This is a genomic window from Corynebacterium antarcticum, assembly GCF_016595285.2.
Taxonomy (GTDB): domain Bacteria; phylum Actinomycetota; class Actinomycetes; order Mycobacteriales; family Mycobacteriaceae; genus Corynebacterium; species Corynebacterium antarcticum.
Window position 1 is genome coordinate 409,924 of sequence record NZ_JAENIP020000001.1, and the last position, 16,065, is coordinate 425,988.

At 67.6% G+C, this 16,065-nt stretch carries 11 protein-coding genes; 6 read left to right on the plus strand and 5 right to left on the minus strand.

Going from position 1 to position 16,065, the window contains the following annotated elements; genetic code table 11:
* Window positions 1-2: 2 nt before the first annotated feature.
* Window positions 3-1,511, minus strand: a complete 1,509-nt coding sequence (gene mqo, locus JIM95_RS01820) for a malate dehydrogenase (quinone) (RefSeq protein ID WP_200257109.1) — start codon at window positions 1,509-1,511, stop codon at window positions 3-5.
* A gap of 688 nt (window positions 1,512-2,199) precedes the next feature.
* On the opposite strand from mqo, the gene JIM95_RS01825 reads away from it, so the two are divergent.
* The 6 genes from JIM95_RS01825 (at window position 2,200) to JIM95_RS01850 (ending at window position 10,224) form a co-directional block, all read left to right on the plus strand.
* Window positions 2,200-4,569 carry a histidine-type phosphatase gene (locus JIM95_RS01825; RefSeq protein ID WP_200257107.1) on the plus strand — a complete coding sequence of 790 codons (2,370 nt, stop codon included), beginning with the start codon at window positions 2,200-2,202 and terminating at the stop codon, window positions 4,567-4,569.
* Between the two features lie 93 nt (window positions 4,570-4,662).
* Entirely contained in the window at window positions 4,663-5,691 is a 1,029-nt protein-coding gene (locus JIM95_RS01830) for an alpha/beta hydrolase (protein ID WP_200257105.1), read from the plus strand.
* Between the two features lie 75 nt (window positions 5,692-5,766).
* Complete coding sequence (gene mtr / locus JIM95_RS01835; protein ID WP_200257104.1) at window positions 5,767-7,155, plus strand: mycothione reductase; 1,389 nt, start codon at window positions 5,767-5,769, stop codon at window positions 7,153-7,155.
* Between the two features lie 90 nt (window positions 7,156-7,245).
* Window positions 7,246-8,646 carry an MFS transporter gene (locus tag JIM95_RS01840; RefSeq protein WP_200257102.1) on the plus strand — a complete coding sequence of 467 codons (1,401 nt, stop codon included), beginning with the start codon at window positions 7,246-7,248 and terminating at the stop codon, window positions 8,644-8,646.
* A gap of 279 nt (window positions 8,647-8,925) precedes the next feature.
* A complete protein-coding gene (locus JIM95_RS01845) occupies window positions 8,926-9,303 on the plus strand; it encodes a PTS sugar transporter subunit IIA (RefSeq protein ID WP_267185582.1) in 378 nt (125 codons plus the stop codon).
* A 177-nt stretch (window positions 9,304-9,480) separates the two neighbouring features.
* Window positions 9,481-10,224, plus strand: a complete 744-nt coding sequence (locus tag JIM95_RS01850; RefSeq protein ID WP_200257098.1) for a hypothetical protein — start codon at window positions 9,481-9,483, stop codon at window positions 10,222-10,224.
* Between the two features lie 183 nt (window positions 10,225-10,407).
* Here JIM95_RS01850 and JIM95_RS01855 read toward each other — a convergent pair whose 3' ends face one another.
* The 4 genes from JIM95_RS01855 to ispG all read right to left on the minus strand — a co-directional run bounded on the left by JIM95_RS01855 (window position 10,408) and on the right by ispG (window position 16,059).
* Complete coding sequence (locus JIM95_RS01855) at window positions 10,408-11,844, minus strand: cobyric acid synthase (protein WP_200257096.1); 1,437 nt, start codon at window positions 11,842-11,844, stop codon at window positions 10,408-10,410.
* A 12-nt stretch (window positions 11,845-11,856) separates the two neighbouring features.
* Entirely contained in the window at window positions 11,857-12,762 is a 906-nt protein-coding gene (gene map, locus JIM95_RS01860; RefSeq protein WP_200257094.1) for a type I methionyl aminopeptidase, read from the minus strand.
* A 92-nt stretch (window positions 12,763-12,854) separates the two neighbouring features.
* The gene (locus tag JIM95_RS01865; protein ID WP_200257087.1) at window positions 12,855-14,789 is read right to left on the minus strand and encodes a penicillin-binding transpeptidase domain-containing protein; all 1,935 of its coding nucleotides are present in this window, start codon (window positions 14,787-14,789) and stop codon (window positions 12,855-12,857) included.
* A gap of 127 nt (window positions 14,790-14,916) precedes the next feature.
* A complete protein-coding gene (ispG, locus tag JIM95_RS01870; RefSeq protein ID WP_198738463.1) occupies window positions 14,917-16,059 on the minus strand; it encodes a flavodoxin-dependent (E)-4-hydroxy-3-methylbut-2-enyl-diphosphate synthase in 1,143 nt (380 codons plus the stop codon).
* Window positions 16,060-16,065: the final 6 nt, after the last annotated feature.

Sequence of the window (16,065 nt, forward strand, 5' to 3'; positions counted from 1 at the left end):
TGTTAGTCCCGGTCCTCCAGCTTGAGGGTCTTCTGGGTGCGCTCCCAGGTCTCGTGGAACAGCTTCTCGTCCAAGGCGAGCTTGGTGCCGTAGGTGGGCACCATCTCCTTGATCTTCGGACCCCACGAGACCAGGTGGGAACCGAAGCAGCGTTCCAGGAGTTCGAGCATCGCGGCAGGCGCGATGGAGGCTCCGGGAGATGCCCCGAGGATGCCCGCGATGGAGCCTTCCGCGTTGTTGATCAGTGCGGTACCGAATTCGAGCGAGCCGAACCGCGGTCCCGCGACGGGCTTGATGACCTGCACACGCTGTCCGGCGGTGACCAGCTCCCAGTCCTCGGAACGGGCGCTCGGCATGTACTCACGCAGCGACTCCATGCGGGCCTCGGCGTCCTTCATCACCTCGGTGATGAGGTACTTGGTCAGGCCCAGCTCCTGCAGACCGACGGCCGCCATGGAGGGGATGTTGGTCGGGCGCAGGGACTTGGCCAGGTCCAGCCAGGAACCCTGCTTCAGGAACTTCGGGGTCCAGCCCGCGTAGGGGCCGAAGAGCAGCCCCGTCTTGCCGTCGATGACGCGGGTGTCCAGGTGGGGGACGCTCATCGGGGGCGCACCGACGGAGGCCTTGCCGTAGACCTTGGCGTGGTGCTGGGCGATGACGTCCTCGTTGGTGCAGCGCAGCCACTCACCGGAGACGGGGAACCCACCGAAGCCGCGGATCTCGGGGATACCGGACTTCTGGAGCAGCGGCAGGGCCATTCCACCGGCGCCGACGAACACGAAGTTCGCCCGCACCACGCTGGTGTCACCGGTGTGGACGTTCTTGACCTTGATCTTCCACTTCGACCCGTCCCGGATGATGTCGGCGACCTCGTGGCCGTACCGGATCTCGGTTCCGGCCTCTTCCGCGTTACGCAGGAACTGGCGGGTCAGTGCACCGTAGTTGATGTCCGTTCCGGCGTCGGTCCAGGAGATGGCGACCTTCTGCCTGTCGAAGTCGCGGCCTTCCGCCATGAGCGGGAGGAACTCCGCGAACTTCTGCCGGTCGTCGGTGAACTGCATGTCCGGGAACAGCGGGTGGACGGACAACGCGTCATAACGCTTGCGCAGGTACCGGACCTGGTCGTCGCCCTGGGCGAAGGAGACGTGGGGGACCTGGTTGATGAAATCACGTGCGTTGTCCAGCTCGTTGTTCTCAAGGAGGTAGGACCAGAACTGACGGGAAACCTGGAACTTCTCGTTGACGGCGACGGCCTTGGTGGTCTGGATCTCACCGTTGACCTCCGGGGTGTAATTCAGCTCGCACAGCGCGGAGTGTCCGGTACCGGCGTTGTTCCACGGCGAGGACGACTCCTCGGCGGGGCCGTCGAGGCGTTCGAAGACGAGCTGCGACCAGCCCGGCTCAAGCTGCCTGAGCATCGCGCCGAGGGTGGCGGACATGATGCCTGCGCCGATCAGACAGACGTCGACCTCATCTGTCACATGAGCTGCGGAAACCTTGGAGTCAGACACTGTATTCAACCTTCGCTAGTTCTCTGAATTGTGCATTCGTCCCAGTCCCGGTACGCGGATCCTCTCCAGACCCACCACCATCACGGCATCATCCACCGTTCCACCCTGACCGGCCGCCCTGTGCCCGCTCATCTGTCCGCCCATCCCTCGACAACGATGGGATGGCACGCGCGACATGACACGACACCGACGGACCCCTGCAGAGCATCCCGATCGACCACCACTGACCGATGATGCCTTCACCAGCACCGGCGTGGCCCAAGAAAGGATTCCCGGACTGGCCTATCGCTGTAACACCTTACGCCCCGCACCCCGGGGGTATCAGCACAGCCCCGATTTCGATGTCCACTTCCCCACCCACCGACACCCCCGACCCCTGCGACATCACGCCACCTACCTCGAAAAACCCGCAGGAAGCGCGCAAATCCCGCCGGGGACGGAAAGTCGAGGGGAGAGGAGACCATACCGTCACCACCCCCACACTCACCCCCGTCGGGCGAGATCGCCCTTACCGCCGTTGTTCCGTCGCCCGTCAACCGTGCGGCACCTCCACGTCACACATCTGAAGACCTGGTGAACAGTCGGTGATCAGGAGCGGAGAACCGTGATCGGAGAGTTACGTTTCATCCTGAACACCCCGGTACCGCCGCACCGGGGCCCGATCCCCGGATGAAGGATGACCACACGCATGTTCCGATCCCCACTCAGAAGACGCACGACCGCACTGCTCGTCGCCGCCGCCACGATCCTCGGTGCCGGCCCCGCTGCCGCCGACGAGACGACGGTTCCGCAGTACGGATTCAAGAATCAGTACATCCCGATGGGCACGCCGGCTGAAGCCACGACCCCTCCGGACGGGTTCGAGCAGGTCTACACCATGGTGCTGGGCCGTCACGGATCCCGTGGAGCGAGCTCCTCCTCCCGCTTCAAGAACACCATGAAGTACCTCAGGAAGGCGCAGGATCAGCCCAGCGCACTGACCCCTCTCGGTGAGCAGGTGCTCGCCGAGATCGACCAGATACTGCAGATGACGAGGAACCTGCCGGCCAACGATCATCTGACGCCTCCGGAGGAGGGGGGATACGGAACGCTCACCACCCTCGGAGCACGCGAATGGCAGGCCATCGGACAGCGCAACTACGAGCGCAACCGCAACTTCTACACCCGGATCGCGGCTGCCGGGGAGAACGACAGACTCAGATACCACAGTTCACCGAGGGGACGGTCCCAGTTCTCCGGCGTGAACTTCGCCATCGGCCTGCACGACTCGGACGCGGCACTCGACCCGTTGATGGGCTACGACGCATCCGCACCGGTACCCATCGACACCGGTGTGTTCGGGCCAGACGGTGAACAGACCCCCCAGTCGAAGCTGATGATCGAGTACAAGAACAAGGAGAGCCTCGATTACCCGGCGTACAAGGCCTCCCAGGATCTTCCCGACGAGAAGCAGGCCGGTGAGGCGTCCCACAATGATCCGGCCGTCATCAGCGCCGCCCGGGAGATCCTGGGGCATCTCTACTCACCCGAGTACCTGGCGACGCTGGACGACGAGGACGCCATCTCGCAGGCACACCAGTTCTACTCCGTCAACGGCTACGCCCGGCTGCTCACCGAAGAAGCCGGTGCACCGGCGGAAGGTTGGGACACCGAGAAGTACATGACGCAGCGGACCGCCCGGGAGATGCGGTACCTGTACGAGGTCCACGACTTCTACACCTTCGGCCCCGGACGCGAGGGATCCTCGGACTCGTACCGGATCTACGACCCCCTCATCCGACTGATGCTCAAGGACGTCGACGACCGTGCGAACGGAGCATCCGAGGTCGCGGGCAACTTCTACTTCACCCACGGCGAGACCCTCGGCCCCGTCGAGAGCTACCTCCAAATCCCGCAGGCGAACCACCCCACGCCTCCCGGGAGTTTCTTCGACAAGGACAACGCGTGGAATTCGTCGGTGACCGTTCCGATGGCCGCCAACATCCAGTGGGACGCATTCCGCAACAAGGCCGGGATCACTCTGGTGCGGATGCTGTTCAACGAGAAGGAGACACCCTTCGGACCGAAGTGCCAGTCCATCGCCGACGGTTCCCCCTTCTACACACTCAACGAACTGAATGCCTGCGTTCCGTTGGACTCCGTCTCCGACCACTCCGAGGCCCGCCCCGCAGCCATCTGGGCACCCGGGCTCTCGACGAAACCGGTCTCCGTCTGCGAGGGTGAGCCCCTCGATCCGAGGGCCGGGATCACCGGACTGTCGGACGACGCCACCGTCGAGGTCGTGACACCGGCGGACACCAGCACGGCCGGCGAGAAGGAACAGCAGGTCAACGTGACGGTTCCCGGTGCCGAGACCGGGAAGCTCACCGTTCCCGTCAGCGTCGTGAAGTGCTCGACCGAGACCTCCACCACCACGGTCACCAGCACCAGCATCGTCACGGAGATCGCCGACCCGGTCACGGTCACCGAGACACCTGAACCGGTCACCAGCGTGACCACCGAGGTCCCGGATCCGGTCACCGGCACGGTGACCACGACCCCCTCCCCGGTCACGACCACGGTGACCACGACCCGGGAACCGGTCACGGTGACGGTGCAACCGTCCCCCACCACGGTCACGGAGACACAGACACTGACACCCCCGACCGTCACCGGGACCCCCGCGACGGTACCGACGACGGTCACGGAAACCACGACCGTCCTGACGACGACGACGGTACGACCCGAGCCGACCACGGTGACCGCCACTCCGGCGCCTGCCACGGGTACCGTGACGGTGGCCGAGACCGTTGCACCGGGAACCACCACCGTGACCGCGGAACCGACGGCCACGGTCACCACCACCGAAAGTCCCCGGCCCACTGATTCCGTTCCCGCGGTCACGGGAATCGTCGCGATCCTGCGCTCGATCCTCGCGGTCCTGACCAACCTCAATCTCCCGACCACTCTGGGCGGACTGTCCAGCGGTAACAACACCGACCACCTCTTCCTCCCCAAGTTCAACGGAGGAGCACTCGAGGCGTTGCTGGCCGCGATCCGCTCCTGGCGCAACCTGTAACAACCCTTTTCCCGACCCCGGGGAACCCCGCTGTCCCGCACACCGGTGGCGCACGCCCGGCACGGCACGGCACCCCGGGATAGTGTGGTCGACATGAGCGATCTGCCGATCTCCGAGACGTACACGGACGACATCCTGGGGGACGGATTCACCAGACGGTCCCTGCGCCTGGGCGAAGACCCGGAAGGCGGCGGACCGGTGGTGGCGACACTGGTCAGGTACCTTCCACGCGACTGCAGGGACTTCGACTCGCGGCCCGCGATGCTCTTCGTCCACGGAATGAGCGACTACTTCTTCCACCGGCACGTCGCCGAGCGCTTCCACCGGGAGGGCTACGCCGTGTACGGGGTGGACCTGCGCAAGTGCGGACGTTCCCACCTGGCGGGACAGCTGTGGCATGACGTACGGGACCTCCGGCGGTATTTCGAGGATCTCGACGTGACCCTGGATGCGGTGCGGCGGGACCACCACCGGGTCATCGTCCAGGCGCATTCCACGGGCGGACTCATCGTTCCTCTCTGGCTCGACAATCTCCGGCGGACGGCGGTCACCGGGGATCCCGTGGCCGCGGCACGACACTCCGTGGTCGCGGCGACGGTTCTCAACAGCCCCTGGCTCGACCTCATGTTCCCCGCCCCGCTCGACCGGTGGACCCGTCCGCTGATCCGGGCGTTGGGGGGCCGGGCACCGGAGACCAACCTCCCGGGTGGACTCGCCGGCTACGGCGAGTCGATCCACGTCGATCACCATGGCGAGTGGGATTTCGACATCCGGATCAAACCGATCGCCGGTCACGCGAAGAACGCGGGCTGGTTGGCGGCCGTCGTCCGGGCGCAGGAGACGATCCAGGCCGGGGGCGTGGAATGCGGAACCCCGGTTCTGGTGTTGTGCTCTACACGGTCCTGGATCAACAAGCCGTACTCCGCGGAGACGGACACCTCGGACGCGGTACTCGATGTCGGTCAGATCCGACGGTGGGCACCGTCGCTCGGAGCCGATGTCACCGTGATCCCGGTGGAGGGGGCCCGCCACGACGTGTGGCTCTCCCTCCCTCACCCGAGGGAACATGCCTTCACCGGGGCGGTCAACTGGTTGTCCGAGACCCTGACCGACCGGCGGTGAGACGTATTCCGGCGACCGATCCAGACATGATCCAGACGCAACCCCGACACGACAAGGAACTGTGAACCAGCTGCCATGACCATCTCCTCCCCCACCCACTACGACCTCATCATCATCGGAACCGGATCCGGCAACTCAATCCCGGGTCCCGAGTTCGACGACCGGAAGATCGCCGTCATCGAGAAGGGCCGTTTCGGCGGCACCTGCCTCAACGTGGGATGCATACCCACGAAGATGTACGTCTACACCGCGGATGTCGCGGAGGAGATCCGCAACGCCGCCACCTACGGGCTGGACGCGCAACTGAACAGCGTGGACTGGGCGTCGATCCGCGAGCGCGTCTTCGGTCGTCGCATCGACCCCATCGCCGACGGCGGCGAGGCGTACCGCCGCGGGGACGAGACCCCGAACATCGACGTCTACGACCGCGCCGCCCGCTTCATCGGCCCGAGGACCGTAGAGACCGGGTCCGGAGATGAGGTCGTCACCATCACCGGCGACACGATCGTCATCGCAGCCGGCGCGCGGCCCACGATTCTCCCGGCGATAGCGGAATCGGGTGTGACGTACTACACCAACGAGAACATCATGCGCCTAGAGAAGCTGCCGGAGACGATGACGGTCCTCGGAGGCGGATTCATCGCCGTCGAGTTCGCCCACGTCTTCGCGTCCCTCGGCGTCGACGTCACCCTGGTCAACCGATCGGAGCGGCTGCTGCGCAAGACAGACGCCGCCATCTCCGACCGCTACACCGAACTCGCCGCGAAGCGATTCAACCTCCGACTCGGTGTGACCCCGACCGGGGCAACCGAGGACGAGCACGGCGTGACGCTGAAGCTCGACGACGGGTCCGAGGTCACCTCCGAGGTACTGCTCGCTGCGACGGGACGCACGCCGAACGGCGATCAGCTGAATCTAGACGCCGCCGGCATCGAGATGGACGGCCCACGCATCAGGGTCGACGAGTACGGGCGGACGACCGCCGATGGGGTCTGGGCGCTCGGTGACGTCAGCTCGCCGTACCAGCTCAAGCATGTCGCCAACGCGGAGATGCGCGCGGTGCGGCACAACCTGCTCCACCCGGAGGACCTCAGGCCCATGCCGCACGAGAACGTCCCCGCCGCGATCTTCACGCACCCCCAGATCGCCAGCGTGGGGCTCACCGAGGATGAGGCCCGCGACGCCGGACACGACGTCACCGTCAAGGTGCAGGACTACGGCGATGTGGCGTTCGGCTGGGCGATGGAGGACAGCACCGGGTTCGCCAAGCTCATCGCCGACCGTTCCACCGGGCGGTTGCTCGGCGCCCACATCATCGGGCCACAGGCATCCACCCTGATCCAGCAGCTGATCACAGTGATGGCCTTCGACCTCGACGTCCGCGAGGTGGCCCGCGACCAGTACTGGATCCACCCGGCACTACCCGAGCTCATCGAGAACGCACTCCTCGGTCTGGAGTTCTGACTCCCCGCATCCCCGCCGCCACCGACCGGACCCGCACGGTCCGGCGGTGGTCGCGGGACGGACAGCCGCCCTGAGGTAGGATCGCCCGCTATGCAGCGCGGTTCAGCCAACACCCCGGGAGATCGTCCGGACGGGGGCGGCATCTTCTCCCCCACCTATCTCGCGACCACCGTCGGTCTGCTGATGGCCATCACGGCCTGCGCCTTCGACAACACCGCGGTGACGGCGGTGATGCCCCGCATCACCGAGGTACTCGGTGACACCCGGTCCTACTCACTGGCGTTCGCGATCCCGTTCGCCGTGTCAATCGTCGCGATGGTCGCCGCCGGTATCGCCACGGATGTCGCCGGCGTGAGGCTTTCCCTGCTGTCCGGGACCGGGATCCTGGCGGTGGGGTTGGCACTGTCGGTCGTGGCGCCGGACATGACCGTGTTCCTGATCTCCCGCGGTATCCAGGGGTTCGGGATCGGGGCCGTCATCGTCGCCATCTACGCGTTGATCGCACAGGTCTACCCCGCACGCCTCCGGGCACCGGTGTTCGCCGCATTTTCCGGGGCCTGGGTGATCCCGTCACTGGTCGGCCCCGCACTCGCGGGGGTCCTGACGGAGACGTTCTCCTGGCACTCGGTGTTCCTGTTCACCCTGGTCCTCCTTCTCGTCGCGGCGGGCCTGCTGTGGTCCTCGGTCCGGCGGCTGCCGGTCACCCGGGGCACGTTGTCGCCGAGAAGCACCCGCATGCTCCTCGCGGCTCTCGCCCTGTCCGCCGCCGCCGGGATCCTCAACTACTCGTCCCAGCTGGCGCTGGGGGCCGCGTTCCTCGGATTCGTCCTCGTGCTCCCGGTCATCGCGGTATCCATCCGTCCACTCGTGCCGGCCGGTACGTTGCGTGGCCATCCCGGGGTGCCACGTCTCGTCTCCTCCAGGGTGCTGACGGACATGGTTCTCGCCGCGGAGATCTACATCCCGCTCCTCCTCGCCGAGGTGTACGGACTCGGCCCGACGCTCACCGGCCTGGGGCTCACCGTCAGCGGCGTCACCTGGTTCATCGGTTCGCACATTCAGGCCCGCCACGCGGCACACCTGTCCACCCCGGTGGTCTGCCGGCTCGCCGCCGCCGGGATGGCCCCGGGGCTGATCATCGTGGCCCTCACCGCGGTGTCCGGAATCCACTGGGCGTTCGCCGTGGCGGGGTGGGGGCTGTCGGCCTTCGGCATCGGCTTCGTCTACCCCAGGATCTCCAGTGACGCCCTCGAGTTGAGTCCCCCGGAACGCACCGGCTTCATCGGTTCCGCCCTCCAGGTCGCGGGTATCACCGGCATGACCGTCGCGGTCGCCGTCGGAGCACTCACCCTGGCGCTCACGGCGGGCCTGGACGTGCACTGGCGGTTCCTGACCACCTATCTGGTGCTGGCTGCGGGCGTCCTGCCGTTCATCTGGCTCTGGCGGCCGGGAGTCGAGGAGCCGTCCCCCGAGTCCCTCCGGGTCCGGTGACAGCACGCGAGCTGGAGAAGGGAAACACGTCCGGACCGCTGGCGCAGCAACCACCACATATCCCGGAGTCCGGTCATGACCGGACTCATCGATCCCCCGACCCTGTCACCACCTCCGTCGGAGTCTCCGCCGATGACCGGAAGTCCGCGGTCGGACAGGCCGGGCAGATCCCCGTCGGCTCTGGGAGCTGCACCGCGGAACACACCGGGACCATGATGTCCGAGATCCGGGACAACGCCCCGTACATCGTCATCGCACCGGGGCTGGCCTTCCTCCGCAGTGCACCGCACCGGCATGTCCCTGATCGTCCTGAAGGAACCGGTGGTCTTCGGGCACCCGGACAATGATCCCGTCTCCCCGGCCGTCGCCCTCACGGCCACCGATCCGGGGACCCACCTCTCGGCGATGAAGGGCCTCACGCGCACACTCAGGTCCGCGGGTGCGCGAGATGAGATCACGCGGGCCGACTGGGCGGAAGACGGCCACCGTATATTCTCCGGCACCCGGCACGGTGCGGGAGCGGCCGCGCCGGATCAGTCACCCGCACCGTCGGCGACCGTTCACGGGGAGCCCGACGGCGGGACCGTCCCGAGCAGGGGGTTGATCCTCACGGTCTGCGACACCGGCCCGGGTGACCTCACTCCCTCGAGGATGTGATCGACGGGTAAGGACGGTCCCGGTACATGGCGGTGGAAGCCACCGACAGGATCTCGGCGGAGTGGCGGGCCGCGGACGGGATAGAATGAGGGACCTCAACCGCCGCTGACCCGACGATGACGAAAGCCGCACGTCTGCACCGTGACTCCGCAACGACCGTCCCCGCGCCACCGTGATGTGCCCGCCGCAACGGCCTCGATCGCCGCTGCCGTGGCCCTCCTGCTGGCGACACTTGGGGTGAACTACACGCGGAGTCACGTCGGATACGCGGGGCTGGCGGCCGCGACGGTGGCATTCGGTGCGGCGAGCGCCCTCGCGCAGCTGTACCGATCGGGCCGGATGACGGTGTTCCGGGCGTCGTCCGCCGCGGGCGGCATCGCACTGCTCATGCTGGGGGTGCTGGTGGCGGTGAGCAGGTTCACCACTCTCGACGTGGTGTTCACGATGACGACGCTGTCCACGGTGTACCTCACCCCGCCCGCTGTCATCGCCTGCCTGGTGGGTGGACTCGGACAGTTGCCGGCACGGTGGGTTCCCCGGGTGGGGTTCAGCGTGGTGGGTGCGGCGGCGGCCGGCTGGTTCGCGCTCGGACCGGACACGATTCCGACCCGGGCGCTGGTGATCACGTCCTCGGTACTCGCGCTCCTGGGATGCGTCCCGGTGCTCGCGGACGCCCGGCGCGGAGGCTCACGCAACCGTGGATGGAGGTCCGTGGCGGTCGCCGTCGCGGCCGCGGTCCTCGCGACGACGATGATCTACGCGGTGATCGTGGCCGCCACCCCGATAACCTGGTGGCCGGCCCACGCCCCGAGCATCGTGCTGGCGTGGGCGTACATCGTCGCCGCGGCCCTGCCCGTGGTGGCGGGCGTCACGTACCGCGATCCACCGTCCCACCCCGAGATGTCCGGTCCATCCAGCTGATCGTCCTCGAGCACGGTGCGGGCGGAGGTCCCCGGGCTCCCGGAGTTACCGCCGGTCCCGGGCTGCCGGGTCATGTCGCGGCGCAGCCCCGGGGAACCGGACGGGCAGCTCCGGGCCGGGCGCGGAGGGACCGGATCGCCGGCGGCGCCACGGCGCGCGACGGGCACACCGCGGCCGACGGGGTCAGTGGTGCCGGATGATGGTGTCCAGGTCCAGTGCCTGTTCCACCGCATCGGCGATCAGATCCAGCTGGCGGAGACGTTCGGCGTGGAAGGAGGTGTCCGTCGCGAGGACGAACCCACTCCGACCAACGGCCGCGGCGATGTCCCGGAGGAAGGCGCGGCGGTGGCCGTCGTGCTCCAGATGGCCGTGCCGGTGGGTCCCGAAGACGACGCCGCGTCTGGCCCCCTCATCACCGATCCAGGGTTGTTCGGTGGATCGCACCACCCGCCCGTGGTGCACCTCGTAGGCTCCCTCCTCGTGCCGGATGAGTGTCTTGTCCGGGTGGAACACGATGTCGGTGTCGAACACCCCGAGGCCCTCGACGGGGTCGGTGGAACCGGACTCCACGGGGTCCGTGATGCTGCGGCACAACATCTGGTATCCGCCGCAGATCCCGAGCACCGGCTGGTTCTCCCGGACGCGCGCGGTGACGGCTCCGGCGATCCCCGTCCGTCGCAGCCAGGCGAGATCGTCGACGGTCGCGCGGGTCCCGGGCAGGACGACGAGGTCGGCGTCAGCGATCTGGTCGGCGTCAGCCGACCAGACCACACTCACCCCCGGTTCGCAGGCGAGTGCCTCGACATCGGTGGCGTTCGAGATCCGCGGCAGGCGGACCGCCGCGACCCGGAGGCGCTGGGTGCCCAGGGCAGGTGTGGCGGGACCGACGCTCGCCCCGAGTGGCGACTGGAGCGAATCCTCGGCGTCGATCCACAGCCCGTCGATGAACGGCAGTACCCCGACGGTGGGCACCCCGGTCAGCTCCTCGAGCTGGACGAGGCCCGGATCGAGGATGGTCTGGTCGCCACGGAACTTGTTGATGATGAACCCGCGGATCCGCGCCCGGTCCCCGGCGTCGACGATCTGGTGGGTGCCGTAGAGATGGGCGAGCACTCCCCCACGGTCGATGTCCCCGACGATGTAGACGGGCAGTTCGCAGGCCTCGGCGAGGCCGAAGTTGGCGACGTCGGTGGCCCGGAGGTTGATCTCCGCCGGCGACCCCGCCCCCTCGCAGATGACGACGTCGAACCGGCGGCGCAGATCACCGAGGCACTCGGCCGCGACCTTCCTGAGGTGGGTCCGGTGCTCGATGTAGTTCCGGGCGCTGACCGAGCCGGTGGCGCGCCCCCGGACCACGAGTTGGCTCGTGCGGTCACTGCCGGGTTTGAGGAGCACCGGGTTGAAGTCCACGCTCGGTTCCAGCCCGCAGGCCGTGGCCTGCAGCGCCTGGGCCCGGCCGATCTCCCCGCCGTCGGGGCAGACGGCCGAGTTGTTCGACATGTTCTGCGCCTTGAACGGCGCGACGGAGACACCGCGACGGGCCAGTGCCCGGCAGATCCCCGCGACGATGACGGATTTACCGGCGTCGGAGGTGGTTCCGGCGATGAGGATTGCGGACACGGTCGCGCCGGATCAGCTGTCGTGGCCGTAGGAGTCGATCTCGGCGTCGGGGATGGTCAGGATCTCCGGACCGTCCTCGGTGATGACGAGGGTGTGCTCGAACTGGGCGGTGAACTTCCCGTCCCGGTTGGCCACGGTCCAACCGTCGTCCCAGATGTCGTAGGGCAGGTCGCCGATGTTGATCATCGGCTCCACCGTGAGCGTCATGCCGGGCTCGAGGAGGGTGTGGTCCTCCGGGTTGTCGTAGTGCACGACGACGAGACCGTTGTGGAACGTCGGGCCGACACCGTGGCCGGTGAAGTCACGGACGACGGAGTACCCGAAGCGTTTCGCGTAGGACTCGATGACGCGGCCGATGACGTTGATCTCGCGGCCGGCCTTCGCCGCCCGGATGCCCCGCATCGTGGCGGTGTAGGTTCGCTCCACCAGCAGTCGGTGTTCCTCGCTGACCTCCCCGGCGAGGAAGGTGCGGTTGGTGTCGCCGTGGACGCCGTTCTTGTAGGCGGTGACGTCGATGTTGACGATGTCGCCGTCCCGGATCACCGTCGAGTCCGGGATGCCGTGGCAGACGATTTCGTTGAGCGAGGTGCAGCACGACTTCGGGAAACCGCGGTAGCCGAGGGTCGAGGGGTAGGCGCCGTGGTCGCACATGTACTCGTGCGCGATCCGGTCCAGTTCATCGGTGGTGACACCGGGCGCGACCGCCCGGCCGGCGACGGCGAGGGCGTTGGCGGCGATGCGGCTGGCCTCGCGCATGGCATCGATGGTCTCCGGGGTCTGGATGAGCGGCTCACCGCACGCCTCCCTGACGGTGTCCTTCCAGACGTACTCCGGGCGCTCGATGTGCTTGGGTACCGTGCGGACGGGGCTCTGTTTTCCGGGGGTCAGGCGTGCGCGTGCGTTAGACATGGACACCATCGTAGCGCTGCCCACCGGCACCACGACGCGGAGGTGCCGGTGCACCGAACTTCCCGGCGTTCCCGGTGGTTCCCGTCGGTGGCGCCGTGTCACTACAGGTACGGCGGCGGCACCGCCGCAGCCTCCTCCGGCTGTGCGGGGGCGGCGGGTACCACCGTCGCGCCGGAGTCGGCCTCCTCCGGCGCCGGTGGTCGGGGCTCATCCCTCGGAGGCAGGAGTGACGGATCATCGAGGGCGCGGAAGAAGTGGTCGGTGATGGCGACGGAGGTCTCCGATCCACCGCCGAGCACGACGAGGGTGGCGAAGGCGATGTCGTCGTCGCGGAAACCGGCGAACCAGGCGTGGGAGCCACCCGCGATCTCGGCCTCACCGGTCTTCCCGTGGATCGCCCCACCGGCCTGCATACCGCGGGCCGTACCGGTGGTCACCACCTGGCGCATCATGCGTCGCAGCCCCTCGATCGCCTGGGGGGTGGGCGGATCGACGTGCTCACTGACCGTGGTCTCCCGGCCGTTGATGAGCACCGGGACGGGGGTGCGTCCCGCGGCCGCGGTGGAGGCGACGAGCGCCATCCCGAAGGGGCTGGCGAGATCCTTGCCCTGACCGAATCCGGCCTCGGTGCGGTCGACCAGTTCGTCGCCGTGGGGGATGGAGCCGGTGACGGTGCCCAGCCCCTCGATGGTGTAGTCGAGGCCGAGACCGAACCGTTTGCCGACCTGCTCGAGTTCGCCGGGATTCAGGCGTGAGGAGATGTCGGCGAAGCTGGTGTTGCAGGATGCGGCGAACGCCCGCTCGAGCGGCACCGATCCGAGGGAGAAGCCGTTGTAGTTGGTGACGATGCGGTGCCCGATCTCCATTGCTCCGGGACAGGGGACGATGCTGTCGGGTGTGAGGTCCTCGTCCATCATGCCGGCGGTGGCGGTGATGATCTTGAAGGTCGACCCGGGCGGATACTGGCCCATGAGGGCGATCGCCCCGTCTCGGTCGGCCTCAGCGGTCTGCGCGATGGCGAGCACCTCCCCGGTGGAGGGGCGCATCACCACCATCACCGCCTTCATATCCGAGCGGAGATCCACCGCCGCCTGCGCGGCACGCTGGACGTTGGTGTCGAGACTGACCCGCACCGCTGGCGCGGGTGTCGGGGCGTGGGTCTCCAGCGTGTCGATCTGGGCGCCGTACGAGTTGACGACGGCGATCTGCCAGCCCCGCTCCCCGTCGAGGTCGTCGTTGACGATGCGTTCGACGCGGGAGATGATGTCCGGCGCGAAGTCCCGGTCGGTGCGGACCATCGCCGCCTCCGGGTTCACGGTCACGGCTTCGACGCCGTCGAGCGCCTCCACGACCTTCGGGCCCTCGATCTCGTTCACCAGACCGACCGAGTACATGCCCTTCGCGCGGCGGAGGTTGTCCGCCAGTTCGTTGGCGTTGACCGTGGCCACACTGCGGTCGCGGGAATGGGCCGCGTCGAGTGCCCGGGCGACGGTCCGGGCCGTCGCTTCCGGGTCCCGCAGGTCCTTCGTGTTGACCAGAACCCGGTAGGTGGTTCCGGGTTCCAGGAGCGCGACGCCGTCGTTGCTGATCACCCTGGCGCGCTCAGCATTGATCCCCCGCAGCTCGAGATGCTGGTTCGCGCCCAGCCTGGGGTGCAGGAGGTTCGGCCGCCACCGGATGAGCCACTCGCCGCCGACCTTGCTCAGCGACATCCTCGACGGGTAGCGGACCTCCCGGTCGCGCGGCAGAGACCAGTCGACCGTGAACTCCGCGGTGGCGGTGTTGTCCCGGGTGGACAGACCGTCGAGTTCCACGTCCACCTGTTCCGCCTGGAGCCCCTCGAAGGATTCACGGAGCATGCCGGACGCGGCGGACGGATCATCGGTCAGCGCACCTGCGGCGTCGAAGTCGCCGTCGGAGACGGCCGCGAAGAATGCCCCGACGGTACCGTCGGCGGGCGGCGGCTTCGGGGTGCAGCCCACCAGCCCCGCGGCGACCAGCATGATCGCCGTGAGCAGCGCAGACGTCTTCTTCATGGGGTTCAAGGTAGCAACCGGAACGGGCACACCCGCGGAACCGCGCGGCGTGCCGTGACCGGAACCGGCAACTTGTGACGGATGAGACTGGTGGGGAGTCGGTGCATGCCCGAGACACACGGGTGGATCAGGTGGTGACCTTCACCTCGGGGGAACCGCTCACGCTGCCCTCCTCCAGACCGAGTTCCTCGGCGATCTTCATCGCCTCCTCGATCAGGGTCTCGACGATCTGCGACTCGGGCACTGTCTTGATGACCTCGCCCTTGACGAAGATCTGTCCCTTGCCGTTGCCGGAGGCCACGCCGATGTCCGCGTCGCGGGCCTCCCCGGGCCCGTTGACGACGCAGCCCATGACGGCGACACGCAGCGGGAACTCCATCCCGTCGAGAGCCGCGGTGACCTCCTCGGCGAGCTTGTACACGTCGACCTGGGCGCGGCCGCAGGACGGACAGGACACGATCTCGAGCTTGCGGGGCCGCAAGTTCAGCGACTGCAGGATCATGTCACCGACCTTGACCTCCTCCTCCGGCGGCGCGGACAGGGAGACCCGGATGGTGTCGCCGATGCCCTCCGCCAGCAGCGCGGAGAAGGCCACGGAGGACTTGATGGTGCCCTGGAACATCGGGCCGGCCTCGGTGACGCCGAGGTGCAGCGGGTAGTCGCACTGTGCGGCGAGCTGACGGTAGGCCTCGACCATGATGACAGGGTCGTGGTGCTTCACGGAGATCTTGATGTCCCCGAAACCGTGTTCCTCGAAGAGGCTTGCCTCCCAGAGCGCCGACTCGACGAGGGCCTCCGGGGTGGCCTTGCCGTGCTTCTCCATGATCCGCTTGTCCAGCGAACCGGCGTTGACGCCGATGCGGATGGGGATACCGGCGGATCCGGCGGCGAGCGCGACCTCCTTGACCCGGCCGTCGAACTCCTTGATGTTGCCAGGGTTCACGCGGACCGCAGCGCATCCGGCGTCTATGGCCGCGAAGATGTACTTGGGCTGGAAGTGGATGTCGGCGATCACGGGGATCGGGGACTTCTTCGCGATGATCGGCAGGGCTTCCGCGTCGATCGGCTTGGGGCACGCCACGCGCACGATGTCGCAGCCCGTGGCTGTGAGCTGGGCGATCTGCTGCAGGGTGGCGTTGATGTCGTGGGTCTTCGTGTTCGTCATCGACTGCACCGAGATCGGGTGGTCCGATCCGACACCGACGTTGCCGACCATGAACTGCCTGGTCTTGCGTCTCGGGGCGAGCACCGGCGGCGGTGCCTCAGGCATGCCGAG